Origin of the sequence: Herbivorax alkaliphila (assembly GCF_030848475.1) — a bacterium.
Classification (GTDB): domain Bacteria; phylum Bacillota; class Clostridia; order Acetivibrionales; family Acetivibrionaceae; genus Herbivorax.
On sequence record NZ_JAVDDS010000049.1, the window covers coordinates 1 to 25,878 of the forward strand.

Annotated in this window: 21 protein-coding genes and 1 pseudogene; 14 read left to right on the forward strand and 8 right to left on the reverse strand. The window is 30.5% G+C overall.

Annotation, left to right across the window (positions count from 1 at the left end; translation table 11 throughout):
• Positions 1-546, forward strand: a 546-nt coding sequence (locus RBH29_RS14420; protein WP_306697637.1) for a methylated-DNA--[protein]-cysteine S-methyltransferase, incomplete at its 5' end; no start/stop codon positions are given.
• An 89-nt stretch (positions 547-635) separates the two neighbouring features.
• Here the strand turns inward: RBH29_RS14420 and RBH29_RS14425 are convergent.
• From RBH29_RS14425 to RBH29_RS17875, 3 genes and pseudogenes are all read right to left on the reverse strand, one after another.
• Entirely contained in the window at positions 636-1,022 is a 387-nt protein-coding gene (locus tag RBH29_RS14425; RefSeq protein WP_306697638.1) for an S-layer homology domain-containing protein, read from the reverse strand.
• A gap of 33 nt (positions 1,023-1,055) precedes the next feature.
• Positions 1,056-1,226, reverse strand: a pseudogene (locus RBH29_RS17870) (S-layer homology domain-containing protein); the annotation flags it as partial.
• Positions 1,227-1,249: 23 nt separating this feature from the next.
• Positions 1,250-1,438: a dockerin type I domain-containing protein gene (locus tag RBH29_RS17875; protein WP_373463341.1), complete on the reverse strand. Its 189-nt coding sequence runs from the start codon at positions 1,436-1,438 to the stop codon at positions 1,250-1,252.
• 200 nt (positions 1,439-1,638) lie between these two features.
• On the opposite strand from RBH29_RS17875, the gene RBH29_RS14435 reads away from it, so the two are divergent.
• The 3 genes from RBH29_RS14435 to RBH29_RS14445 all read left to right on the forward strand — a co-directional run bounded on the left by RBH29_RS14435 (position 1,639) and on the right by RBH29_RS14445 (position 3,958).
• Positions 1,639-3,012: a cellulase family glycosylhydrolase gene (locus RBH29_RS14435; RefSeq protein ID WP_306697640.1), complete on the forward strand. Its 1,374-nt coding sequence runs from the start codon at positions 1,639-1,641 to the stop codon at positions 3,010-3,012.
• Between the two features lie 379 nt (positions 3,013-3,391).
• A complete protein-coding gene (locus RBH29_RS14440; protein WP_306697641.1) occupies positions 3,392-3,631 on the forward strand; it encodes a hypothetical protein in 240 nt (79 codons plus the stop codon).
• Positions 3,632-3,673: 42 nt separating this feature from the next.
• Positions 3,674-3,958 (forward strand): hypothetical protein, encoded by a 285-nt coding sequence (locus tag RBH29_RS14445; protein WP_306697642.1) that lies wholly within the window; start codon positions 3,674-3,676, stop codon positions 3,956-3,958.
• A 41-nt stretch (positions 3,959-3,999) separates the two neighbouring features.
• Here RBH29_RS14445 and RBH29_RS14450 read toward each other — a convergent pair whose 3' ends face one another.
• A complete protein-coding gene (locus RBH29_RS14450; RefSeq protein WP_306697643.1) occupies positions 4,000-4,626 on the reverse strand; it encodes a response regulator in 627 nt (208 codons plus the stop codon).
• A 21-nt stretch (positions 4,627-4,647) separates the two neighbouring features.
• Positions 4,648-6,360 (reverse strand): sensor histidine kinase, encoded by a 1,713-nt coding sequence (locus RBH29_RS14455; RefSeq protein ID WP_306697644.1) that lies wholly within the window; start codon positions 6,358-6,360, stop codon positions 4,648-4,650.
• A gap of 269 nt (positions 6,361-6,629) precedes the next feature.
• Here RBH29_RS14455 and RBH29_RS14460 point away from each other — a divergent pair, with 269 nt between their 5' ends.
• The 5 genes from RBH29_RS14460 (at position 6,630) to RBH29_RS14470 (ending at position 18,452) form a co-directional block, all read left to right on the forward strand.
• The gene (locus RBH29_RS14460) at positions 6,630-16,667 is read left to right on the forward strand and encodes a cellulose binding domain-containing protein (protein WP_306697645.1); all 10,038 of its coding nucleotides are present in this window, start codon (positions 6,630-6,632) and stop codon (positions 16,665-16,667) included.
• A 228-nt stretch (positions 16,668-16,895) separates the two neighbouring features.
• Entirely contained in the window at positions 16,896-17,300 is a 405-nt protein-coding gene (locus tag RBH29_RS17950; protein ID WP_459076789.1) for a glycoside hydrolase family 9 protein, read from the forward strand.
• Positions 17,301-17,383: 83 nt separating this feature from the next.
• On the forward strand, positions 17,384-17,782 hold the full coding sequence (locus RBH29_RS17955; protein ID WP_459076790.1) for a cellulose binding domain-containing protein: 399 nt from the start codon (positions 17,384-17,386) through the stop codon (positions 17,780-17,782).
• Positions 17,783-17,832: 50 nt separating this feature from the next.
• Positions 17,833-18,018: a dockerin type I repeat-containing protein gene (locus RBH29_RS17960; RefSeq protein WP_459076791.1), complete on the forward strand. Its 186-nt coding sequence runs from the start codon at positions 17,833-17,835 to the stop codon at positions 18,016-18,018.
• Between the two features lie 125 nt (positions 18,019-18,143).
• A complete protein-coding gene (locus RBH29_RS14470) occupies positions 18,144-18,452 on the forward strand; it encodes a hypothetical protein (RefSeq protein ID WP_459076792.1) in 309 nt (102 codons plus the stop codon).
• 20 nt (positions 18,453-18,472) lie between these two features.
• On the opposite strand, the gene RBH29_RS14475 is transcribed toward RBH29_RS14470, so the two are convergent.
• Positions 18,473-19,207 (reverse strand): ABC transporter permease, encoded by a 735-nt coding sequence (locus tag RBH29_RS14475; RefSeq protein WP_306697646.1) that lies wholly within the window; start codon positions 19,205-19,207, stop codon positions 18,473-18,475.
• A complete protein-coding gene (locus RBH29_RS14480; RefSeq protein ID WP_306697647.1) occupies positions 19,204-20,166 on the reverse strand; it encodes an ABC transporter ATP-binding protein in 963 nt (320 codons plus the stop codon). The genes RBH29_RS14475 and RBH29_RS14480 overlap by 4 nt, the downstream gene beginning before the upstream one ends.
• A gap of 269 nt (positions 20,167-20,435) precedes the next feature.
• On the opposite strand from RBH29_RS14480, the gene RBH29_RS14485 reads away from it, so the two are divergent.
• A complete protein-coding gene (locus tag RBH29_RS14485; protein ID WP_306697648.1) occupies positions 20,436-20,771 on the forward strand; it encodes an ArsR/SmtB family transcription factor in 336 nt (111 codons plus the stop codon).
• A 286-nt stretch (positions 20,772-21,057) separates the two neighbouring features.
• Positions 21,058-21,198 carry a hypothetical protein gene (locus RBH29_RS17880; RefSeq protein WP_373463342.1) on the forward strand — a complete coding sequence of 47 codons (141 nt, stop codon included), beginning with the start codon at positions 21,058-21,060 and terminating at the stop codon, positions 21,196-21,198.
• Here the strand turns inward: RBH29_RS17880 and RBH29_RS14490 are convergent.
• Positions 21,184-22,110, reverse strand: coding sequence for a hypothetical protein (locus RBH29_RS14490; RefSeq protein WP_306697649.1), 927 nt, complete (start codon positions 22,108-22,110; stop codon positions 21,184-21,186). The genes RBH29_RS17880 and RBH29_RS14490 overlap by 15 nt on opposite strands.
• 197 nt (positions 22,111-22,307) lie before the next feature.
• On the opposite strand from RBH29_RS14490, the gene RBH29_RS14495 reads away from it, so the two are divergent.
• The 3 genes from RBH29_RS14495 to RBH29_RS14505 all read left to right on the forward strand — a co-directional run bounded on the left by RBH29_RS14495 (position 22,308) and on the right by RBH29_RS14505 (position 25,864).
• Positions 22,308-23,330: a CobW family GTP-binding protein gene (locus RBH29_RS14495; RefSeq protein WP_306697650.1), complete on the forward strand. Its 1,023-nt coding sequence runs from the start codon at positions 22,308-22,310 to the stop codon at positions 23,328-23,330.
• Between the two features lie 130 nt (positions 23,331-23,460).
• A complete protein-coding gene (locus RBH29_RS14500; protein WP_306697651.1) occupies positions 23,461-25,065 on the forward strand; it encodes a permease in 1,605 nt (534 codons plus the stop codon).
• A gap of 13 nt (positions 25,066-25,078) precedes the next feature.
• Positions 25,079-25,864: a TIGR03943 family putative permease subunit gene (locus tag RBH29_RS14505; protein ID WP_306697652.1), complete on the forward strand. Its 786-nt coding sequence runs from the start codon at positions 25,079-25,081 to the stop codon at positions 25,862-25,864.
• Positions 25,865-25,878: the final 14 nt, after the last annotated feature.

A 25,878-nucleotide genomic window follows, 5' to 3' on the forward strand; every position in this document is an offset into this window, starting at 1 on the left:
GGGAGAGGAGAATGTCAAATATTTATCATGAAAAGGAGTTGGTTTGCAAATATGCATAAAATAAAAGATTTTTGTATTGATTACATTGATTCTCCTATAGGATTGCTTGAAATTAAAGGAACAAAAAAAGAAGTTTTTTCTATTTTGTTTACTGATAAAAAAGTTAATATTCCTTGCTATTCAGAAGAAATAGAAAAATGTAAAAAAGAATTAAAAGAATATTTTGAGGGGAAAAGATGTTATTTTAGATGCAAAATGCATTTTGAGGGGACTGATTTTCAAAAAAAAGTATGGGAAGAATTATTTAATATAGGTTTTGGAGAAGTTTCTTCGTACAAAAAAATTGCTTGTAATATAGGTAAAGATAATGCTTTTAGGGCAGTGGGAAATGCGAATAATAAAAATAAAATATGCATAATAGTTCCATGTCATAGAGTTATAAGTGCAAAAGGAGAGCTGACTGGATATGCAGGGGGATTGTGGAGAAAAAAATGGTTGCTTGAACACGAAAAAAGATTTAAAGGAGTTTTTAACAAAACAAGTTAGAGAAAAAAATCATTGTTGTGCATAATTTTTTCACAAAAAACTGGGGCTTTGTAATTTTCTGTAATTACAAAAACAGATATTTCGTCAGATTAATGTATTTTATAAATTATTGCAGCGGTTTCTGCTCTTGTTATGTTTTTCAAAGGAGAAAGTTCTTTATTAGCATTTCCTGTTATTATTTCTTCTTTAACTAGGGAAGCTATACTCTCTATGGCATAGTCAGAAATATCAGAAGCACCCTTAAATTTTTCTAATTCTGATGTATTGCTATCTTCAATAGTTAAGCCAGCAGTTTTAAGTGCATTGTGTACAATTACCATCAAATCCTGTCTCTTTATAGGAGTTTCAGGATTGAATTTATTATCTCCAACCCCAGATATAATGTTGAGCTTTTTTGCAATTCCCACAGCTTCATAATAATATTTTTCCTTTGAAACATCTGAAAAATTTTCATAAAAATCCGCTTCTAATCCCAAAGCCTTTATTATTAGTACAACTGCATCTGCCCTTTTTATTTTTTCACTAGGGCTATAAGTATTAGTTGATGTTCCGTTGATTATGCCTTTAGATGCAAGGGTATTTATTTGATTTTTAGCCCATTCATAGTCTGCTATGTCTTTAAATTTTATAGTGTTATCAATGGCAGGAGAATCTTTAGTTATAGTTATCCTCCATTTAATTTGTCATAGTAATATTTGCATAACTATGACTTTCCACTGTCAAAAGTTAAAGGGAGTTCGTCTATAAGCCCTAACAAATACCTTTTTAATATGGTAAGATCAGTAATGTCAACTTTGCCATCTAAATTAAAATCAGCTACATCTAATTTGTTGCGTACAGGTATTTCACTTGTTATTTCTAAAATGTATTTTTTAAGAATTGAATATAAAATTTGAGTTTATAGTTATATGAATTTTTAACTTTAGCGAAATTATATCATATATTTTAAATTGTCACAACTTTCTAAAACTAACTTTTAGGGGTTCATACATTTTTTTAATTAGATGTACACATTAAAATACTCTGGTTTTTCGAATTAGTGTACTAAATTATATAATATAAATTTCAAACATTATTGGGAGGGTATTAATTATGAAATGTCGGAAGAGCTTGAAAAAAATAGTGGCAATATTGTCGCTAATGACACTTTTAGCAACATCATTTGTTATGCCAAGTATTTTAGGTGCATCATCTGTATTTGATGAAAAAACAGCCAGTGAAACAGTTGATGATATGGGAATTGGTTGGAATCTGGGAAACACATTAGAGGCTTGTGGTGATTGGATTAATGGAAACTCTGTAAGAGACTATGAAACAGCATGGGGAAATCCAATTACAACACAGGAAATGATTGATGGTATAAAAGATGCAGGCTTTAGTTCGGTTAGAATTCCAGTGGCTTGGTCAAATCTTATTGAAGATGATTATACTATAAATGAAGAACTAATGAATAGAGTAGAAGAAGTGGTAGATTATTGCTCAAACAATGATATGTATGCTGTTGTTAATATTCATTGGGATGGAGGTTGGTTTGAAAAGTTTTCAACTGAGTATGATGAATCTATGAAAAAATACACTTCTATTTGGACTCAAATAAGCAACCATTTCAAAGATTATCCACACAACCTGATGTTTGAATCTCTTAATGAAGAAGGCGTCTGGGATGATGTCTGGAACAGATGGAGTGGGGAAGGAGATAAAACACGTGCATATAATATACTCAATGACATGAATCAGGAGTTTGTTGATATTGTTAGAGAATCTGGAGGGAACAATGCATCACGCTGTCTTTTAATTGCAGGATATGCAACGGATATTGACCTTACAATTGATGATGCATTTAGAATGCCTAATGACACTATTAGTGATAGATTAATAATTAAGGTACATTATTACAATCCTTCTACTTTTACAATTCTTACTGAGGATGCTGACTGGGGTGAGGCTGCATACACTTGGGGAACAGAAGAAGAAATTAATCAGCTTGTAATGGATATGGAGAAAATGAAAAAGTTTTCTGACAATGGTTATCCTGTAGTTATAGGGGAATATGGCTGTTACATAGAAAATAAAGATCCTGAAAGTGTAAGACGTTATATTTCAATGGTTACTCAAGTTGCCTACGATATGGGATACTGTCCTATGCTTTGGGATAATGGTACTCATTATTCAAGAAATGAAAGAAGTTTTAGAGATCCTGAATTGGCAGAAATATTTTTAGAATATAAAGATGATAGTGATGATGATACTTCTACCGTGCTTCTTGGGGATATTAATGGTGATGGCAATATAGACAGCACAGACTATACATTATTGAGAAGGCATATTTTAGGTTCAACTGAATTAACTGGTGATGCACTAATTGCTGCAGATGTAAACGGTGATGGTGTGATAAATTCTGATGATTGTGTATTATTAACAAGATATCTTTTAGAGATAATAAATGAATTTCCACAAACAAACTAAGGTAGGTAAGCAAAGTGGTAGGATTGGTTTTAATTCTACCACTTTTTTTATTGAAATCGTTTAGCTAAAGCTAAACGTCGAGGCTTCAGGTGGAGACTCAACTCCACCTTATAGAAGGTGGAGTCTTAGAATAAGATAAACTATATGAATTTAAATTACTTATTTGAAAATAAGTAATTTAAGAAGGGGCTATAATTATGAAAAAGTTTTTGTTTATTAATCTAGTAACGGCTATTTTTTCGTAACTATTTTAAAGATATCAGAGCCTTGTATTGTCGCTTTTTACGACGGTGATTTTGGTTGGCCTAAAATATATGGTATTGAGTTTTCTGATATTAAAATATCCTGGCAAGTATTATTAATTATTATGATAGCATTAATGATTGTTTATTTAATAACTCTATTTAAAATATTATTTACAATAGTTAAATTAAAGAATTTGTCTTTAAAATTGCCAAAAAGTCAGCGTATATTAATATTTTTAGTCCTAGTTATAGTAATTGCCTCAATTACTATAACTGCTTTTGAAAGAGAAGAATCTATAGTTGTTGGGTATATGGTAGGATGTGCAATTTCCCGTGGGGATTATAAGTCTATAACTGTTGATGAGTATAATTAAGGTTATGTAATTTTAAAAGGATTTAACGAAGAGACAACTAGAATGAAAGCTTCACCAAAGGCAATAGAGTTTATAAATAGAGCAAATATGAAAAGGCGTAATATAGCTGTTTATTATAGAAAGAATATATTGCTACAAACAGAATATGAAATTTCTGGAATGGTCCTTGCTTGGCAAATGCATGCTAAGGATAATGAAACACGCTATTATATGTCATATTTTAGAAGCCCTAGCGATCAGGGAACTGTGAATCCATCTCACGAAAAAATATATTATAAATATCGTAGAATATATTTAGAGAAAATGGAAAGAGAGTCAGAGAGATAATTCTATGAAGTGCTATAAGGGTATATAAGTAATTAATATTTTTAAATAAGATTGTTTTTAACTGCATAAACTGCAATTTGAGTACGATCTTTTACATTAAGCTTAGATTTTATTTTTGAAATTATATTTCTTACAGTTCCATTACTTATATAAAGCTTTTCAGCAATTTGACTGTTGTTCATACCTTTAGCAATAAGCATAAATATTTGGTACTCTCTTTTTGTGAGGCTTAAATGAAGGTTTGATATATCGTTAGAAGTTAATGAAAAAATATTGTTAAAAACTTCATTTGGCATAATATTAAAACCTTTTACTGTATTTTTGATTACGCCTATAATATCTTCATTGCTGATATCTTTTAAAATATATCCATCAGCACCATTTTTTAATGAATCATGAATTGAAGTAGAGTCTTCAAAAACAGTAAGCATAATAATTTTTATATTTTTATTTGAAGATTTTATTAGCTTTGTTGCTTCAATGCCATTACATAAAGGCATATTAATGTCCATTAAAATAATATCAGGTTTTAGTTTTTTTGAAAGCTCTATTGCCTTATTTCCGTTTGTAGCAAGTCCCACTATTTTAATTTCTTTATCCTGTTCAATTATTAATTTTAAACCATTTCTGATAATATTACAGTCATCTACTATTAAAACATTAATCATTAAATCATCTCCAGAGTTATTTTATACAGGGATTTTAATCAATATTAAAAAACCTTTATTTTTACTTGATTTTATAATTAAATTTCCTTTTAACTCATTTATTCTCTGTTCAATTGCTATTAAGCCAAATCCTTTATTTATCTTTTCACAACCAGACCCATTATCTTTTACCTTTAAAATTATATTGTTAACGTTAAATATTAAAGTTACATTTATAAAGTCAGCATTACTGTGTTTTAAAGCATTTGTAAGGGATTCCTGGCAACATCTAAATAAGGCAATGGAGACTAATGAATTAATCTTAGGTTCAGTGCCTTTAGAGACAAAATTAATATTTAAGTTTGGTGTATTAAATGAGAGGGTAAGACTTTTAAGTGAACTTGTCAAATTGTCATTTTCAAATTTTGAAGGCATAAGTCCTTTAATTGAACGTCTAAGCTCTTTAACTCCTTCTGAAGCTACTTTTATAGCTTCATCAAGATTACTCTCGCCTTCATCAAAATCCTTTTTATACATTATTTTTGAGACTTTCATAAGGGTAAGAAGTGCAGAAAAGCTATGTCCTAAGCTATCGTGCATGTCCTTTGCAAATCGATTTCTTTCATTTGCAATAGCCAATTCTTCTGTTGTATGTGCGAATGCTTCTAGTTGCAAATTTAAATTTAACAATTCTTTATTTTTAATACTTATTTCTTCTAATAGGATAGTGTCATAGGTTACATCTGTAAAAGAAATTACTCTTCCTACTATATGTTTTCCAATATCTTTTACAGGATTAATATTTACTAAGAAATATTTTGTAGTAGAATGTGAAATTTTAATTTTACCATTAAAAGAAAAAGTCTTTTTGTTCATTAATGCATTTGTAAAAGACTCGGAGTCGTTGTCAGCATAAATTTTTAAACCTTCAATGAAAGCTGATATTTGTGTTGAAGATTTCAAATTAAATATATTTTTAAAGTTTTTTTCAAATGAATCATTATAAATAACTATTCTGTTTAGAGAATCCAATACAACTATTGACTCAGACATGTTTTTTACAATGCTGCGAAAAGCTTCAGGCACAATATTTATGAAATTATATTTATATGTAGCAAATATAAATAATAACAAACAAAGAGAGAAAGCCAAAGGAGTAAGATCAATATTAATATTTAAAAATACAGTAAAAATATTGGCTGTTTGTGGTATCATTGTTGCAAAAACTATAAAAGATAGCTCCTTTTTTGACTGTCTAAAAGTTTTTAAAGAATATTTTATAATCACTAATGTTCCAATAGTTACCAATAGTTGGTTGAATATTAAATTAAACCAGAAAAACAATCCATATACTTTATAATCCATATGAAATTCTTTGTAAAATAAATGGTGATAGTTATTTGTAAGCAGTAAAAAGTAAAAAATTACTGGAAAAATAAAAAGAATTTTATAAAGAAATTTCGATTTTTTGTTAAAACTATAGTCAGAGTAAACTAGTGAAAAAGTCAACCAGCATAGACCAATAAGAGAAATGCCTATGTATTGAAAAGCATTTAGTGCCCATTTAGCAGTAATAGATAAAGTATAAATTTCAAATAATTGTCCAGATGTCCAAACTAAAATAATTCCTTGAAGCCATAAAAAACAATAAATTAATATTGTTTTTCTTGCATGCGTAATTAAATAAAATGTACTCCCAAGACATATTGTAAGACTTAGTATATGTAAAACCAATATAATAAAATTGAAATTCATTTTTATGCACCCAAGTAAGCATTATTAAAAACTAAATCTAATTTGTTTTCTATGATTAAGTTTAACATTTAAATACCTTATAGTCAAAGTATTATCTTTATATAATAAGTGGTTTTTTATAAATAAAGCTACATAAAAAATGCGAATTGTCATATAAATTAAAGCTAAAATAGTGACAAACGTTTATTTACAAGAGACTTAAAGTTTTAATATAATAAGCTCTTAAGGAGATATTGGCAATATAACAAAAAAATATTAGGAGGAATTAGATGTTAAAAAAATTTTTATTTGCATTTGTTTTTGTATTTATAGTATCAACATCTGCGTCAACAATTTTTGCTGAAGATATGTTAGGCGATTGGGAACTTGTGGTTTGTTCTGATTCAGATGCGTCGGCTGAGTTTGAAGAAATAGAAAATGGACTAAAAGTAAAAATAGAAAAAGGAGGAAGTGAGGAAAGCTCTATTCAATTTCGCAATAGAGGAACAAGCAATGAAGGTTTTACTCTAGAAGAAGGACGAAGATATAGATTTGGTAATACATTAAAGTCTAATCAAGACTGTACTATTTATTACTATATTAGAAGCATTGCTGATGGTGAGGAGCATTTAGAATCAGATCCAGTTGAAATTTCTGAAGGTCTTATAAGAACTGAAGGGACTAATTTCCCAGTTGGTACTAATTGGGAAAATGTGGAAGTGGTTTTTTATATAGGCGGAGAGGAGATAAGTCCAGATACAGAAATCTCATTTACACGTATGAGCCTTAAAGATATTTCTGAACCTAATCAACCCATAAGTATTAAAGACATTAAAGAAATATATGAAATTGATGATGACGGAAATGAAACTCTTATAGATAAAACAGATGAGGGCTATGTAATAACCACTCAAAGAGCAAAAATAATCCCTGACATTGAAGATAATTCAAACATAATGGATTTTTGGATGTACTACTTAACAGACGATCTTCAAACAAGGCAAGATTATTTATTTACATTGCCTGGTGCTGTTGAGGCTCAAGATGGAGATGGAGAGCAATATGCTATTATTGAATTTGATGAAGATGCCCAATCTGGAACATATTGTATTAGTTTTCAAGCTAAGGGATCTGATGAAAGTTTTACGGAAGTGGCTGATTTCCATATCATTTATAAAAATTACATACCATCAGAGCCTAATGTAATTAGTGACACTCACCAGGAAGTAAGTAATAACTTTAAAGCAGATAGTAGTAATAATCCAGAATTTAGAATAGAGGTATCTCAAAATGATGATATAGACATTATTGATGTTTTGAATTGGGAGTTATATGAATTAGAAGAAGGTTCAGAAACTAAAATAGAAGATGTTGATTTTCAGTTAAGTGATAGAATGGAAGAAGATAACATATACTATTATGAGCTTTCAATAGAAAACCTTCAAGATAGTGAAAAAAATCAATCATATCTTTTAAAATCATGGTTTACAAGTGTAACAGAAAAAGAAGGACAGCTTAATTCTTACAGATTTAGAGTAGATACAACACCACCAGTAATAGAATTTACATATGAAGGTGATAAAAATGAAGATAGTTGGTTAAGTGGACAGGCTGTAGTAGAGTGGTCAGTGTCTGATAATTCAGGGTTAAATGAATACAAGTACGAAATACGTATAAATGATGAGGTTATACATACAGGTGAATTATCCAATGAGGCATTAAGTTTTGGGAAAGATATAGATGAAGGTGAATATATCTTTGAACTCTTAGCAGAGGACAAAGCAGGAAATATTGGTATTGCTACAAGAAACCTTCTAGTAGATAACACACCACCATATTTCAGCGAGTTTTTCGAAAAGCCTGAGGGAGATCAGGGAGATTATGACAAAGAAGTATCTCTTGAAACAATCATAGAAGAAGACGAATTTAATGCTACTTTCAATTGGCATGAAATAGTGGATGACCTTTCAGGAGTAAAAGAAATAACTATAATTCTTACTGATAAGTCAGACTCGTCTGAGACTAAAGTAATACTTGATGATATTTCAACTGTTAATTATACATTTGAAGGCTTAGATAATAACAAAGAATATTCACTTAATCTAGAAATAAAAGATAATGCTGGAAATAAAAAAGTATCTAATATTTACAATTTTAACAAAGATGAAATTACATCAGTAGAAAGTGTTTTGGAAGTCTCACTAACAATTTGTGATTTTACAGTCAATGGTTCTTACAATGTGACTAAACAAGAATTTGTAGATATTAAAATCCAAAGTCCTATGGGGATATCAATTACTGCAGACGAAGAATGGATAGATCTTAGTGCAGAATTTGAAAATGGTGAGATAAAATCATTTAACGGGTCTTTTCCAGCAGGAGCAATTAATCTTGCTGGCTTTAGCCTTTCAAATAATTCACTTTTGACCCTTACATATGAAAATGGAAATGGAGAAGCTAAATTTCAAGGGGATGCAATTTTGGAAGTATCTAACAATGCAAAGATTACCATTAGTGATTTAAGTATTATAGGATTTGGAGACAATAAGCTAGATGTAACATTTGAAGATGCAGAAATAGAAATAGCAAACAATGTCTATAATATTAACCAAATCCAAGAGAACTTCTCTTTTAGTTTTTTAAGTAATGGATTAAAGTTTAAATCATTAGAGGAATTTAGCTTGTTTGAAACTTCTGACTTTTTAGGCTTTAATATTTTAGATAGCCATGATATTGATTTTGGGGTAAGCTCCTTTAAAATAATGAATAATGAAATAACAGTTGAGATAGAAAAAAGTATAGATATGCCTGAAAATTCATTCATTAGCGGTGAAGGGGATATAAGGGGAAGTATTTCATATAATTTAGATAGTAATGATTTGAGCATTAATGATGTAAAACTTGAAGGAAGTTTTGATATTAATTTAAAGGATTTAGCCAACATTTCTTTTGACAATATATCAATAGACCAAAATGGATATCATGTGGAAAACTGTACTTTAACAATCAGCGAAAGTTTCCCTATTAGTGGACTTAGTGGAAAGTACACAGAGATTACGTCTTTAAAAATAGATAAAACAATTACAGAAAATATATTTGACAGCATTACTGAATTGGAAATGGATTCTCCTATAAAATTAAATGAGAACATAGACATGTTTAATGGAATCCAAATTAAAAAAGATTCAAGTATAAATTTACAAAAAGATGAAATATGGGAATTTGTATTTAGTGGCAGTGTTGTTTTGCCAGAACTATTTGATTCCAAAGAGGCTGGAGTGAATAATTTTTCAATAGATACACATGGGAATATAAGTCTCGATGCAACAATTGACATTACTGATATAAATCTTGTCAATTTAGATGTAATTTCAGGAGAACATGGTCCAAGTGCATTTTTAAATATTTTGTACGAAGAAAATTTAGAACTTGAATTTGTTAATGCAGTATTTGCAATTTCAGATTTTATAGATGTCACATTGCATCCTGAGCTAATAAGTCTTAATGAAGACGGAATTCTCAATACTTTAAATGCATCCCTTCGTACAGGTGGTCAAAAGAATGCTTTTGGTGATTGGGTAATTGGTATTACTACTGATGGAGAAATTAATTTTCAAATCAGTGAAGATGATTCTACAATTACCTTCACTGATGGAGTTGTAAAAAACCTAGGAGACGGAATTTTCAGAGAATTCGAAGCAGATATAGAGGAACTTAAAGTTGTAAATGGTCAGCTTGAGGATTTTACTATTAGTGTTCCTATTCGTGAAAAAGAAATTTTAGATGGAAGAATTAAATTTACAGATGGAACTTTGCAGTTTGGAAAAACTGAAAATTCATACAGCATAGGCGTAGAGGATGCAGAGGTAGAACTTGATTTTGCAAACCTTAACGGTGAGTATCCTGTTACAATAGTTTTTAATGAAGGTTCATTAAATACATTTAGTATAAATAATTTGAACACGGAATTACCTATGTTTGGCGATCAATTAAGTGTCGTTGCACAAGGTCTTGAATATGAAAAAGAAAACGGAAATGATATTTTTACAGTATCTACAACACTGGAATTTTCAAATGTCTCACTTGATGCTACATTAAAAATAGACGCTTCAAATGCTAGAATAATAAGCTTTGAAGGGTCAAGTGACAATGCTTCTTTTGACATAAATATAGGAAGTGGTTTTGAGGCTAATGCAACAGGTATAAGTGTTAACTGGGAAAGTGGAAAAGCCAAAATTACTTTTGGATCTGCAAGTTTTAAATTTTTAAAAAGAACTATAATTGTTAGCAATCTTTCTATAGATCATAATGGAAATGTAACATACGATGGTATTGAGGCAGAAGAATCTTTTGAATATGAGGTTGCTGGATGTAAATTTACTTTGAGAAATCCTTCATTAGAAGATGGCAGAATAAAATTTCTAGATGCAGAAGTGAGTGTTTTTGGTTCACTTTCTCAAAGAGTTGATGGAGTATCTATAACAAGAGATGGAGATATTCATATAGATGGAGGAGCAATTAAACTTCCTAGTTTTTCTATAGGAGGAATGGAATTAGAAGACTTAATGGTTGAGTTTGGAAAACATGGCAATGATAGATACTATGGGGGAAGTGGACATGTAACTCTTCCTGGAATGGGTGGAATGAGCTGTGGAATAAGATTTCAGGAAAATGCAACATTTTTTAATAACAGAGTACAAAGTGCAAACTTTGAATTAACTCTTAATAAACCAATACCTTTAGGTAGTACAGGATTGGAATTAAAAAGCATCAAAGGTGGTTTGTATGGGGCAGGAACAGTTCCAAGTGGATTTCCTATGGATTACAGAGGAATGTTTGGAGAGGACTGGAGACTTGCAGAATTAGGAATTGGAGTTGTTGATGCCACTGGAGGAAGCATTTTAAGTGCAGATGCTACAATATGGGTTGAACTGAAAGACTGGGATTTGGCTTTTCAAGGTAACGCTACAATTTTAGAAGGTCTAGTATCAGGTCAGGTAAATGCAGCATATGCAAGCAGCATATTTGCAGCGGATGCTACAATACGAATAGTATTTGTTGAAGGTAATGTTAACTTTTATGTATTTAAAGTTAACGATAGACCTTCAATAAGTGGAGATGGAAGTGTTAGCGTTAAGATTCCAAGAGGTCAAATAACTAATAGAAGATTTTTAAAAATACCTAGAAAAGATAGATGGTTTGGAGAAATTGAAGCAAAGTTTGGACTTTTTACAAACAATAAAAAAGGTGTTCAAGGTTCAGTGAGGATTCCAGTACTTGGAAGGGTCTCTGCCTTTGCTGGAACGGGAGGTATAAAACTTCGTTCTAATTATAACATTTATAATCCACTTGATCATTTAGAAGCACAGAATCAAGAAATGGGAATTGTACTTGCAATGTCTGAATTTGAACCTGTATTTTCTGCTCTAGATGAAGGTAGTGGAACGCAAAACAATAATAATATGGAAAGGACTTTTAATATTGAAGGTGAAAAAGAGAGAATTGTATTTGCAATTTTTCATAAAACAGAAGATGAATTATTATATGTTCCTTCAATCGAAATAATTGCGCCAAATGGAGAAATACTTAAACTTGATAATGATAATATTGAGTACTCTTTATGTGATGAATTATTCTTAGGTGCTGTACTAAACCCTGACGAATATGAGGGAACACAATGGACTATAAATATTTCAGGTAATGATCATGAGGTTGTACTACTTGCAAAAGATCACCCAACAGAATTAAGTCATGGAAATGTCTCAGGAAATAATGTGGATATTAATGTGTCAAATGCTCCGGAAGAAGAAAGTAATCTATCTGTATTTCTTGCCGAGATAATTGATGGAGAAGAAGGTGAGCAAATTGGATTTGAATACTTAGTAAGTGAAACAATTTCAGTACTAGAAGATGGCTCTTATACTATTTCAATTGATACTTCTAAAGTGCCAGGTGGAAAATATAGAATACTATCTCATCTAGAGTGGGATATGGATGAAGATAGTGTTGATTTTGTAAGGATTATATCAGATGAAATAATTGAAATAGAGAATCTTGACGAAATGGTTAAAGTGGAAAATGTAAATGTTCTTGTTTACAGTTATGAAAATAACATTTCAAATGTATACGATTATGAAGGAGATATTTCAAAAGATACTGTATCAGGATATGGATTAGCAGTTGAATTCGAAGATATTCCAACAAATCCATCAAAAGGATATATTATATCTTTAACATATGATATTGATGGAGAAGAGAGTTATACATCAGAAATAAATGTTGGTAATTTAAAATATGTAAGAATTCCAGGTTTTGAAAGACAAATTATAATTGATGAATTTGGAAATAAAACAAAAGAAGACTTACATATTGAATTAAGTGTTAAGCCATATGTTTATCATGAAGATAGTACATACTATGAGCCAATATACGTTTATGGTCCTGAATCTGACATTGTTGAAGTTGTTATAAAGGAAGAGCTACAACCTTATAACATAATAACAGATGCTTATGTTTCTGATGAACTAGATGAAATAACATTAGAAACAATAGGAACAAAAGAAACAGGAACAGCTTATGATTATGCATTGATTGAAATAATTTCAGTTCCTATGTTAGAAGAAGATAATCTTGTAACGCTTATTTTTGAAAATGACAAGATTAATATTTCAAAAGGTGAAACGTTCAAATTTAACACGATTTTTAATGAAATTATTGATCAACCTATCTTATATGAACTACAAAACAATAATGAAGTGACTCTTAAAGTTGTAAATATGGGGGATCCTAAAAATGCACAGGAAATAACTTTTGAAGTAAGATATGATATTCCAAATGCAGAAATAGACATAAAAGGTGCCATATATCCTGGAATTGTAATAAGTGAAGAAAATCCTGATTACAATACAATTCAAAAATTATGGCAAGAGCTAGTAGAGATTTATCCTGAAACCATTATTGACAATGAAGAATTCGATGAAATAGATGGATATTACGAAACAATTAATTCAATGTCAGGTGGAAGAATAAGAATTTACGGAAGTAACTTACAAAACGCTAGGGTATTTTTAAAAACGGTTGAAAACTCATATGAACCTCTTTCAATTGTAAGAGATGAAAGTAGTAAATATGTATTGACAGTTGATATTCCTGCAGGTCTTTCTCCTGGTCTTTACAAAATTAAAGTTTTAGGCAACAGTGATAGTTTTGACAACACAGAAAATGTTTTCTATGTTGCTATTGTAGAGCCATCAGTTTCCATTACAGAGTATAAAACTACTGGAAATATTAACCCGGGAGAAAGCAGTGATTTTTACATAGCTATAAATGCCCAGGAAGGATACTTAGGCTATGTTGATTTAAGTCTTGAGAACGTACCACAAGGATGGGAAGTTTCTTTCGACAAGACAAGTGCTATGGACGGACAAGTTGTTAAAATAACTGTAAATGTTCCAGAAGGTGAAGCTTTAGGTGAGTATAATTTAAAAATAAATTCAGAAGATTTAGAGCTTGGAACACTTGATATTAATGTTACAGATAGTTATATTAATCCATTTATACAGTCACTTTCTAAAACTTCAGCTTATACAGAAGAAAGAATAATTGTATATGGAGAAGGCTTTGGTGAAAGTGGTTCATTAGAACTTAATGGAACAGAACTTATCATTGAAAGTTATGATAATTCAAAAATACAAGCATCAATTCCTGATGGAGTTGCTTCAGGAGAATTAAATGTAATCACAGATAATGACAGTCAATCTAACAGTGTGAATTTATACATATTAAAATATGGCTTCAGGATTATCCCTTCAAGAGATTCTATAATACTATATCCTGGTGAGACTGTTACACTACCATTTAATTTTGGAGGAGCTGATAATCAAAATATTACAGGACTTGAAGCAGTTTCTGACAGCATATTTGTTGATGCTTTTACAGAGGATGATAATGTTACAGTTTCAGTATTAAATGAAGCAGAGCTAGGTGTTTACAGAGTTAGTCTAAGGGGATGGAACAACAATGGATATACAGAAGATACATTTAAGGTATATGTTGTTGAGCCTGAACATTCAAGTGAAGATTATTCTAGAGGTATTACTGTAAATCCTGATAGAACAGTTGATTTGTGGTTTGAAGGAAAAGAAGATAAAAATATAGAGGATGTTTCACTTGAGACTTTAAAAATTAATGGACAGTCAGTAGAAGGTTTAAATCTTAATAGAGATGAAAATACATGGTGGTATAGCTTTGAAATACTTCCAGAAGACACTTTGCTAACTTACAAGTACATCTATACTAGAAATGGAATTGAATACGAAACAGATACATTTGATTATTTGTTAAAAATGCCTGACTGGTTAACTAACGAAACACTATTTGATATATCACTTGAAGGTAGTTTTACTAGTGATGAAGTAAATGTTGCAGTTAAAGTTAATAATAGTTTTAGTCCATCATTTATGGAACTAATATATGAGGGCAACAGCATTCCAATGGTAAGAGAAGATAATGTTTTTAGAGCAAATGTTGGAGTTTTAGAAGAAGGATCATTTATAACTTTAGCACTAAAATATGGAGACTCTTTTGAAATAACAACTGATACTTACACTCTTCAATATAGAAAAAGTGAGTTTAGAGATGTATCTTTTGATAATGAAGTTGTAAGGGAAGCTAACAGTGGAAATGTTATTTTCAGAATAACCAACGAATCATTTACATGTGTTGAAGAAGGAGAAGAATTTGTACCTCAAAATGTAAAAATCATTTACAATTTAGATGGTACCCATATTGGAGAGGGCATATTTGAAAAGAAAGACTCAGTATGGGAATATAATATGGGTGCTATTAGTTCAGGTACAGAAATAGAGTACAAACTTCTTTATCAAAAAGACAACAAAATATATGAGACATTATTGAGAAGTTATCAGTTTAAAGATGAAGGATATGAAAATCACTTAAGAGGACTTTTGGGAGAATATTTTACAGATACTGTTTTCACAGATTTAAAAATGGCTTTGATTGACAAAACAATTGATTTTGGTGATGATGGAGTCAAAATGATTGATGATGACTGTAATTCTGTAAGATGGACAGGAAAGCTTCAAACAGAACATTCAGGAACCCATACTTTTTATGTTACAACAGATGGTGGCGTAAAAGTTTGGATTAATAACGACCTTGTTATTAATAGTGTAACTTCTAGTGGAATTAGTGAATTTACTGCTGATGTGGAGCTTATAGCTGGAGTTATGAATGATATAGTTATTGAATTTCAAAAGGTTGTGGGAAATGGTAATATAAAACTTGAATGGTCTAATGAGAATATTTCAAGGATGGTTATACCACAAGAAAGATTTTTAAGTATTATAGAAATATCTGATCCAGTAACTCCAATAATTGAAGATATGAAATTATTGTATAAATATAATTTGGGTGATCAATATAGTGAGCATATTCAACCAGAAATCCAAATAATTAATACTAGTAATGAACCAATCAATCTTTCTGAAGTTAAAGCAAGGTACTGGCTAATGCATGAAACTGGTGTAGATAGCAATCTAATTGTGTACTGGACAAATTGTCAGGGTGGAGAAGATAATGTGCAATTATCTTCAGTGATGATAAGCGCTGAAAGAGTAAATTCAAATCAATATGTGGAAATAGCCTTTAATGAACAGGCAGGATATTTAGAACCAGGTGAGTCAGTTAATGTATTGTTTGGTTTTAATGCAAATGATTGGTCTACTTTTAACCAACACAATGATCATTCTTTTGACCAAAATGCAAGTTCATTTATTGAAAATGAAAGAATTACAATATATAGTAACAATAGTCTTATATGGGGTGAAGAGCCTTTACCTAAAGATGCTCCAGAAGATTTAATAGACATAAAAGTTCTTCAAAATCAGCAAAAACCTGATATTATATCAAATTCAATAAGCTTAAATGTAAGGCTTTTAAATGAAGACCAATATGGAATTGACCTATCAAAACTTACTTTAAGGTATTATTATACAAAAGATAGTGAACTTGATGATATAGTTGAAAAATACTGGGCTTCATTTGGAATTGATAATTTGACTGTTGAATTTAAAGAAGACGCAAATGGACATACTTACATTGAGATTGGGTTTTCAGAAGAATCTGGAGCAATAGCACCTACAGAGTTTGCAGAGTTTAACTTCAATGTAAGAGATGAAAACTGGAGTCAAAGTTTTAATCAAGGAAATGACTATTCTTTTGACAACAGTAGTCCCCATAACTTTATTGAAAATGATAAAATAATATGCTATTACAATGGATATAAAGTATATGGTATAGAGCCTTAAGGTTAACTCGTTTAGCTTTGCTAAATATCGGAGGTTTAGGTGGGGATTCTACTCCGCCTGAACCTTATAAGAAAACATCCCATTGTAGAAAGCAGAGTCTTAGAGTGAACTCGTTTAGTTAAAGCTAAACATTGAGGCTTTAGGTGGAGACTCAACTCCACCTGAAGATTTATAAGAGCAACTCCAGAAGACCCTGGTTCAGATGTAGCTGGTAATGCAGCTGCAGCATTGGCACTAATGTACTTAAATTACAAGGACAGAGACTTAGAATATGCAGAAAAATGTCTTTCCTATGCTAAAGATCTTTACGAATTTGGAATGACATATAGAGGGAACAGTAAGGGACAGACCTACTATCGACCCAGCGACTATTTAGATGAACTCATGTGGGGATCTATCTGGCTTTATGTTGCCACAGATGAACAGAAATATATGGACAATGTTGAATCGTTAATGGTTGAAAAAAACATTACCGAAGGCAATATGTTTAGTGACCACTGGACTCAGTGTTGGGATTATGTTTTAACTGGTGTGTTTATAAAACTTGCTACACTTTCTCCTAATCCAATGTATAAAGAAATTGCTGAAGACCATCTTGATTACTGGCAAAATCGTATAAGATCAATTTCCTGAAGATAGAAGCTGAACCACCACAATACTACACTGAAGCAAAAATATATGAAGAAACTTCAACTGGAATTACTATTGACATTAATATGTATAATATAATTACATCGCCACCCCAATATGAAAGTGGATTATCATTTAAATATTTTGTTGACCTATCAGAGTATGCCAGTGAAGAAATAGATATCTCAAAATTCACAACAGACATATATAGCTCACCAGCTAAGGCTCAAATATCTGAACTTAAGCCTTGGGAAGAGGATGAAAATATTTATTATGTTGAGGTAACTTTTCCTGATGATGAATTGTATGCAAGAACTTATGTGCAATTTGCTGTAAACTTTTACGAAAATAATCTTTGGGATTCTTCCAATGATTTTTCCGCAAAGGAAATAACCGATGCTTATTCAAAAACAGAAAATATCCCTATATACAAAAACGGTGTCCAAGTATTTGGAAAAATCCTTCAGGAGATGAGCCACCTTTAGTAACTCCAACACCTTCAGAATATATTTTAGGAGATTTAAATGGCGATGGGGTGGTGGATTCAACAGACTGTGTTTTATTAACAAGATATTTGTTAGAGATTATAGATGAGTTTCCTTGTGAAAATGGCTTGAAGGCTGGGGATGTTGACGGTAATGGTATTATTGACAGTATAGATTATGTTTATATGAGTAGATATGTATTAGATATCATATCTGAGTTTCCTAAGGAAAAATGAAATTAATTATTTAGGAAGGTCATTTGATTTGCAAGATTTAAAAATTATTTTCATTCCTTCCTTGTGCATGTAGCACAAGGAAGGAATGATACTTGAAATGAATACTAATTTAAGTAAATGATATTATGTCAGTTGATGATGAAGGAAACTATACTGGATTTATAAAAAGAATAATACCAGAAACATACAGTGCCAATACTTGGTATAATTCATGGGTTCACTTTTGGGATGCAGTATGGGGAGGAGTATTTTTGAAACTGAACCAGCTATTTCCCGAAAATGAACTTTATAAATTTATTGCCCGCTGGAATGTGGAATTTTTATCAGGAGGTGCAACAAAACATGAAGACTCTGATGATGTCAATTATATTATAACATCTCCCGCTGGATATACTATGATAAATGTAACCAATTTCTTGTTTCTTATGGCATAGCGAGCTTAACTGAAAGAACTCTAATAAATCCATTTCTTTTTAATGTTGTGTGTGCTTATGGCAAATAACACCATGCCAAATGTAATAAGGACAAGTAAGCTGCTCCAGGAGGCAATTGTATAATCTCCATTTATTGCACCTTTTAAAAGGTCAGCACCGTAAGTAAGTGGCAATATGTATGAAAGTGGTTGAATAATAGTTGGAAGATTACTAATTGGAATAAACAATCCACACAAAAACATCATAGGAAATCTGAAAAAATTTGAAAATGTCTGTGCCTCAAATACCTCACTTACAGAGACCGCAATAAAAAGTCCCAAAAAAGTAGAGGTAATTGCAATAAGTATAATACTAACTAAAACCAGTAACCAATTTGTACCTGATAAATCTACAATAAATGAGGCTAAAATAACTGGAACAAAGGCATTTGCAATTCCAAAAAGAATTGCTCCTGTAGTTTTTGCAAGCATTAATAGATTTAATGAGATTGGAGACAATAATAAACGTTCAAATGATCGACTTTTTCTTTCAAAAGTAATAGTTACTGCAAGCATAGATGTTGTACCAAACAGGATTGATAGAGCTATGACCCCAGGTAATATAGAACGAATATCAACATCTGCTTCTGATCTCATAAAAAACATCAGAGTCCATGAAATTGGAAATATAATGCCCCAGCTAATATTAGGTGGCTTAAGATAATAGTTTTTCATGTCTTTTTTTAAGATATTCCAAAAAGCAGTTGTATTTTTCATTTTTTACTCTCCTTCTCTTTTTTTAGCTTTTCAATTTCTAACCCGGTTATTTTTAGAAAGATTTCTTCAAGCGAAGGTCTTAATCGTTTTGCTTCATAGACTTCTACACCGTGTTTTTCAAATAAATCAATAATTGGCATTAATGAAATTTGTCTTTTAGATGAAATTTTGATATTTTCTTTTGAAATACTTCTAATAGTGAGTTCAGGAAAAGTATTTACAATAACCTCTTTTAATGGTGTACAATCTTTATCTGTTGCAAATTCTAAAATATGCTCCTTCTCAGAATTCATCATGAGAGATTGTTTGTCACTAACTTTGATTACTTTGCCGTCAACAATAAAGCCAATTCGATGACAAAGTCTTTCAGCATCTTCAATGTAATGGGTGGTAAGAAAAATAGTTGTGCCATTTTGGTTAAGTGTTTGAATGAGCTTTCTTATTTGTCTTGCACTTTCTACGTCAATGCCAGTGGTAGGTTCGTCAAGAAAAAGTATTTCAGGATTATGAATAATACCGGCGGCAATAGTAAGTTTGCGTTTCATACCTTTTGAATATGCTTTAAATGGGCGATTTCCAGTATCGGAAAGGCTAAATTGTTTAAGTAGTTCTTTTGCCCGTGTCTCTCGAGTTGTTTTATCTATCCCATAAAGGGAAGCACAAAAAACTAAATTATCAAAACCACTCATTTCATCATATAAGTTACTTTCATCAGGAACAATACCGATTTTTCCCTGTACCTTTTTTGTGTTTTTAATACCGTCAATTCCTGATATCACTATTGAACCTTCTGTTGGTTTTGCAAGTCCTGTGAGCATATTGATAGTTGAAGTTTTTCCTGCACCATTAGGACCTAAAAAGCCAAAGATTTCTCCTTTATGTACATTAAAATCAATCTTTTTAACAGCTTTAAAACCATTATATTCTTTTGAAAGTTTTGAAACTTCAATAATATTCAACTTAAAGCCACCCTTCCTAACTGAATATTTACAATTACTTGTACAATTTCACAAAAGATATTTTCTTAATTTGATTAAGACACCACTAAAACAAATAATAATACAACAAAATGAATAAGTCAATATTAAAATTATATTTATAATATATTAAATCCATTACTTAATAGTGTAATTTAAATTAGCAAAAACTTATTTAAATTAGCTATTGACAAATTATTTTTAGTAAATTAAAATGGCTTTGATATGATTTTTTAGGGAGATGGTTTTAAATGGAGATAAAGCATTATTATGAAATATTAAAAGCAATATCAGATGAATCAAGGTTTAAAATTATAAATATATTGTTAAAACATGATCTTTGTGTCGGTGGTTTAGCAAAGAATCTTCAAATATCAAAACCTGCTGTTTCACAACATTTGCAGGTACTAAGAAAGATTGGTTTAGTTTCTGGGGAAAAGAGAGGTTATTATACACATTATGCAGTTAATCGTTCTCTTTTGAAATTTGTTGGTGAAAAGACTATTGAAATTGCATCTAAAACATATGATGGAAGATGTCAACGAGAAAAAACTAACGATTGTGAATGCAAGTGTAATAAAGAGTAGAAATTATAATTTACGTCTATAAAGGCGTTATATTGTACCAATTACTATTGTAAATATTATACTCGAAATGAACCATTTCATTAGCCATCACCTCATATATTAATAGAATGATTTATCAACCAATTTATATAACTCTAAAACTTCATATTTTACAGGTGGAGTTACCTTCTAAACTTCAAGTGGAGTGGGCTTCAAATTGAAGCTCTATTGTTCAGCTTTTGCTAAACAGTTCACATTCTTATTATTAATTACAATTACTTATTTTTATTCTCTTAAATTGATTAAAATGCCTTTTGTAGATAAAAATCATTTAAGTTTATTTCAAAAGGGTGATGAATTGAGCATTGCCATAAAAAATGAATTCGTACATATGGAAGTAAATGAAAAAGGAAATAATCTTTATAACAAACATCTACCACATTTCTAAACCTGTTACCTCTTTTTCAGAGCTAAAATCATCGTTATAATTTACAACTAAAAATAGGCTTTCATAATCTTTTGCATTTTCTATATCAGTTGCGTTTAATTGAAATTTGTTTTTTCCTGAAGAATCAATTTTATTAAGCTGCCAGTTTTTAAGTTCTTCATTATTAAAGTCTCTGGCTTCTAAAAAAACTTCCTGTACTTTATATTTTGGATTAACTTGAGATTGAATTTCAATAAAATTTATAAATATATCGTTTTCTCCAATGCGTACATTAGCGTGCAGAGGATTAAATAAGCCTAAGTTTGAGCTTGATAAATATATGTTATGAAGTTCTCCTGTTCGAAGAGTTCCTTCGTGTTCTGTAGATATATAGTATTGATGTCTAAGATTGTTATCTGAATAATATACTTCTTTTGACTCTTCTACCTTAGCAATATGTCTATCAGCCTGATTTCTACCATGGTCAGATGTAGTTTTGCTTAAATAAATATCCCATACAGGCTCTTTAGGTACAGAAGTAGAAAAAACAGCAGAAAAATAACCATTCCCCATATCCGTTGCTTCTACTTGGTGAAAGTCATCTTTATCTAGCTTTCTATAATTTAAATAAACATTACTTCCTGTTTTGTATTCATTTAGTATCCAATCTAATTTTATTAAGGTTTCTTCTTCATTAAATTTCTTAATCTCATAATTACCAGGAGTCCACCACCTAGTATCATTCCTCATTTCTTGAACTGTACCCCGGATACTTGATACCTCATTAGACAATTGAGAGCGTACGCCAGATAATTCACTTTGCAGACGAGATATTTGATTGTTCAAATTGTTAGTATTTTTGTAGGTCTGCCAAACTAGCAACAACATTACTGCAACTATGATAATTGATAAAAAATCTTTTCTTTTAATCATTTTTTAGCCTCCGTAAACTTTTTAATAATTTTTATATTAATACAGACGCATTTTAGAAATATAAAGTTCCACACCAATTATTGCAAGGTTATTATATACATCCACCTCTTAAGATTTATTTGATATGTCATAAAAATAAAGGTATTATATAAATAGATACATTAAAATACAAAAGGATTTAGAAAGGAATGCTATTTATGAAAGTCAAAGTGGATATAATATCTGGATTTTTAGGGGCAGGCAAGACAACTCTAATAAAAAAGCTTTTAGAAGAAAAACTAAACACTGAAAAACTTGTAATTATAGAAAATGAATTTGGAGAAATAGGAATAGATGGAACCTTACTTAAAAAATCAGGAATAGAAATAAAAGAGATAAATTCAGGATGTATTTGCTGTAGCTTGGTAGGAGACTTTGAGAAGTCTATATCTGAGGTGATAGAAAAATTTAAACCTGAAAGAATAATTATTGAACCATCGGGAGTCGGGAAATTATCAGAAGTCATAAAAGCATGTAGTTCTAAAAATCTTGAAAAATTACTAGAGCCCAATATGACAATAACAGTGGTAGATGTTAATAAATATGATATGTATATTACTAACTTTAGTGAATTCTATAAAAACCAAATCAAAAATGCAAAAACAGTTGTTTTAAGCAGAACTCAAAAAGTTCAACTAGAAAAGATTGAAGATGCTGTGGCTTCTATTAGAAAAATAAACAAAGAGGCAAATATAGTGACTACACCATGGGATGAAATTAAAGCAGATAATATAATAGCAGTAGCAGAAAAAGACATGAGCATTTCTTTAGAGAAAAAATTAATTGAGCCTAAAAAAATAGTATTAAAAAAACATGTACATGGTAAATCGTGCAATTGTAATAGCTCAAAAAATCACTCTCATAATGAAGGTTGTGGGTGCGGGGATAATCATAGCGCAAATGAAGTTTTTGAGGTTTGGGGAATAGAAACTCCAAGAAGGTTTGAAAAAATTCAACTTGATAATATTTTAGAAGACTTAAAAAATGAAAAGATTTATGGTATTATATTAAGGGGAAAGGGTATAATTCAAAGCCTTAAAGACAAAAAATGGATAGAGTTTGACTTTGTTCCTGGAGAATATCAATTTAGAGATAGCGATGCTGATTATACAGGCAGAGTGTGCTTTATTGGTAAAAATCTTAACAAAATTGAGCTGGAAAAGTTATTTGGTATTAACTGAACTATCTAAAGCTAAATCTAAAGGTTAGGGCTTTAATTTATCTTAAGTTAAAGTTATATCATCATTTATAGAAGATGGTGGAGTCGAGTTTAAGGTAAAATCAGTTTTTTATATGTGGATGGGGAAAAATATGAAAACACAAATTGATATTATAACCGGGTTTTTAGACTCTGGTAAAACAACTTATATAAATGGGCTAATTAAAGAAAGCAAATATTTAAAAGAAAAAATAGTCATTATTCAATGTGAAAATGGAGAAATTGAGATAGACAAGCATGACAGTAATATATATGTAACTAAATGTAGCAATGAAGAAAGCATTAATGATAAATTATTGATGGAAGTAATAAAAAATCAATCTCCTGATCGTATTATCATTGAATATAATGGCACATGGAATATACAGCTTTTATTAGATTCACTAGACTATTCTATTCTTAGAAAGCATTGTTTGTTAGACAAAATTATTCATGTAATTGACGTTAATACTTTTGAAATATTTATAAATAATATGGGGGCTATGTTTACCCAGCAAATTTCTCAGAGCGATACTATTGTTCTTAACAAGACAGATAAATTTTCACATGAAAAGTTAGAGGGTATAAAAAAGTCTTTGAAGACTTTAAATAAATCTGCAAAAATTTTTAAATGTGTTAAGACTAAAGAATCTAATAATAAATTAGTTTGTGAATCTTTCAACAGGTTAACTGATTTTCCTAAAACTAAATTTGATAAACTTTTTTTAGCATTTACCATGTTTATAATTGGATATGTTGTATTCTCCCTTATAAAAGGAGAAGTGCTGGATTTATCAAATTTAGATTTGTCAAGATATCAGGCTTTTAGCACAGTATTCATAAGCATACTTATGCAGGCATTTCCCTTTATTTTGATAGGTGTATTTATATCAGCAATTTTTCAGGTTCTTGTTCCAGAAGAGCTTATTTTTAAAGTATTTCCCAAAAATCCTTTTTTAGCATTCTTTGTTTCTATTATAGCAGGAGTATTTTTTCCTATATGTGATTGTGCTATAATACCTATAGCAGGTAAACTTGTAAAAAAGGGTGTTCCTATTTATTGTGCAGTTACCTTTTTGCTGGCGGCACCTATTGTAGATCCAGTTGTTATAGCATCAACATTGTATGCTTTTCCAGGCAATCCAAGAATTGCTATCTATAGGGTGATTATTGGAATTACAGTGGCAGTTTCGGTAGGAATTATAACCTTAATATTTGGACAAAGAGATAATGTACTTTTAGATAAAATAAATAATAAATGGTGTGGATGTGAAGCATGTAACGTTAAGAATATAAAAAATAAAAGTGTTTTTAACAAAATTTATTTGATTTTTAATCATGCAGGTTCAGAATTTTTGATGGTTGGAAGGTTTTTAATTGTTGGTGCCTTTTTGTCCGTTCTAGCTCAGACTTATCTTCCTCATGGCATATTAGAGAGGATAAGTTCAGAAGGGTTGGGCTCAATAATGATAATGATGGGAGCCGCATTCTTTTTATCAATATGTTCAACTTCCGATGCTTTTATAGCGAGGAGTTTTACAAATCATTTTCCTATGAGTTCTGTTATGGGATTTATGGTAATGGGAGCAATGATTGATATTAAAAATGTATTTTTGCTACTGGGGACTTTTAAAAAGAGATTTGTAATTGAACTACTTATTACTATTTTAGCACTTTCTTTTTCTATCATAACTATTTTTACTTTATTACTATTTTAGTGGGTGGTGCAATATGAGAATTTTAAAGTATTATGAAATTAACGTTGATGCAATTTTAAAAAGTCTAATTTTGCTGGGGTTTGCAGCATTTTTCCTCATATCTGTTTTTAATGAAAATTATATATTTTACGTTAATCCAAGGTATGTAACATATATTATATATGCATCAATAGCTAAGATATTAATATCAATATTTTTTTTAAAAGATATTTTTAGGCCTGTAAGAAGACAAAAGCCTAATAAGTTAAATTATTTAATATTTTTCATTCCCCTTTTAATGGCTTTTCTTATTCCAGGTGGAACCATAGAGACTAACTCTTTGCACAGTTTTCAAATGTCTACTCATGCAGGCGCAGGTTCTGGTGATAATGAGGTGGAGGTAAATAAAGAGTATTCAGAAAGTACGAACTCAAAACAACAGAATATAATGCTTCAAGATGGAAAAATAATAATGGATGACCAAAGCTTCATGTATTGGTATGATGAGTTATATATTAATCAAAGAAGGTATATAGGAAAAGAAATTGAGGTTGTAGGTTTTGTTTTTAGAATGGACGATTTTAATGAAAGTGAATTTGTTCCAGCACGTTTTATAATGACTTGCTGTGCAGCTGATATGCAGCCAGGAGGGTTTTTGTGCCGATATGAAAATGCATCACAATTCGAAGATGCCGAGTGGGTTAAAGTTATTGGAACAGTGGAGCAAATAACTTTTAGGGACCAACCAATGCCTGTTATTGTGGCACATTCAGTAGAGCATACAGAAAAACCTGACAATGAGTACGTATATCCATTTTAAGTATATATAATTAT

Coding starts and splice junctions, on each gene's coding strand:
- RBH29_RS14435 (WP_306697640.1), top strand. CDS start 1,639: ATGAAATGTCGGAAGAGCTTGAAAAAAATAGTGGCAATATTGTCGCTA.
- RBH29_RS14440 (WP_306697641.1), top strand. CDS start 3,392: ATGATTGTTTATTTAATAACTCTATTTAAAATATTATTTACAATAGTT.
- RBH29_RS14445 (WP_306697642.1), top strand. CDS start 3,674: ATGAAAGCTTCACCAAAGGCAATAGAGTTTATAAATAGAGCAAATATG.
- RBH29_RS14450 (WP_306697643.1), bottom strand. CDS start 4,626: ATGATTAATGTTTTAATAGTAGATGACTGTAATATTATCAGAAATGGT.
- RBH29_RS14455 (WP_306697644.1), bottom strand. CDS start 6,360: ATGAATTTCAATTTTATTATATTGGTTTTACATATACTAAGTCTTACA.
- RBH29_RS14460 (WP_306697645.1), top strand. CDS start 6,630: ATGTTAAAAAAATTTTTATTTGCATTTGTTTTTGTATTTATAGTATCA.
- RBH29_RS17955 (WP_459076790.1), top strand. CDS start 17,384: ATGTATAATATAATTACATCGCCACCCCAATATGAAAGTGGATTATCA.
- RBH29_RS14470 (WP_459076792.1), top strand. CDS start 18,144: ATGTCAGTTGATGATGAAGGAAACTATACTGGATTTATAAAAAGAATA.
- RBH29_RS14475 (WP_306697646.1), bottom strand. CDS start 19,207: ATGAAAAATACAACTGCTTTTTGGAATATCTTAAAAAAAGACATGAAA.
- RBH29_RS14485 (WP_306697648.1), top strand. CDS start 20,436: ATGGAGATAAAGCATTATTATGAAATATTAAAAGCAATATCAGATGAA.
- RBH29_RS17880 (WP_373463342.1), top strand. CDS start 21,058: ATGCCTTTTGTAGATAAAAATCATTTAAGTTTATTTCAAAAGGGTGAT.
- RBH29_RS14490 (WP_306697649.1), bottom strand. CDS start 22,110: ATGATTAAAAGAAAAGATTTTTTATCAATTATCATAGTTGCAGTAATG.
- RBH29_RS14495 (WP_306697650.1), top strand. CDS start 22,308: ATGAAAGTCAAAGTGGATATAATATCTGGATTTTTAGGGGCAGGCAAG.
- RBH29_RS14500 (WP_306697651.1), top strand. CDS start 23,461: ATGAAAACACAAATTGATATTATAACCGGGTTTTTAGACTCTGGTAAA.
- RBH29_RS14505 (WP_306697652.1), top strand. CDS start 25,079: ATGAGAATTTTAAAGTATTATGAAATTAACGTTGATGCAATTTTAAAA.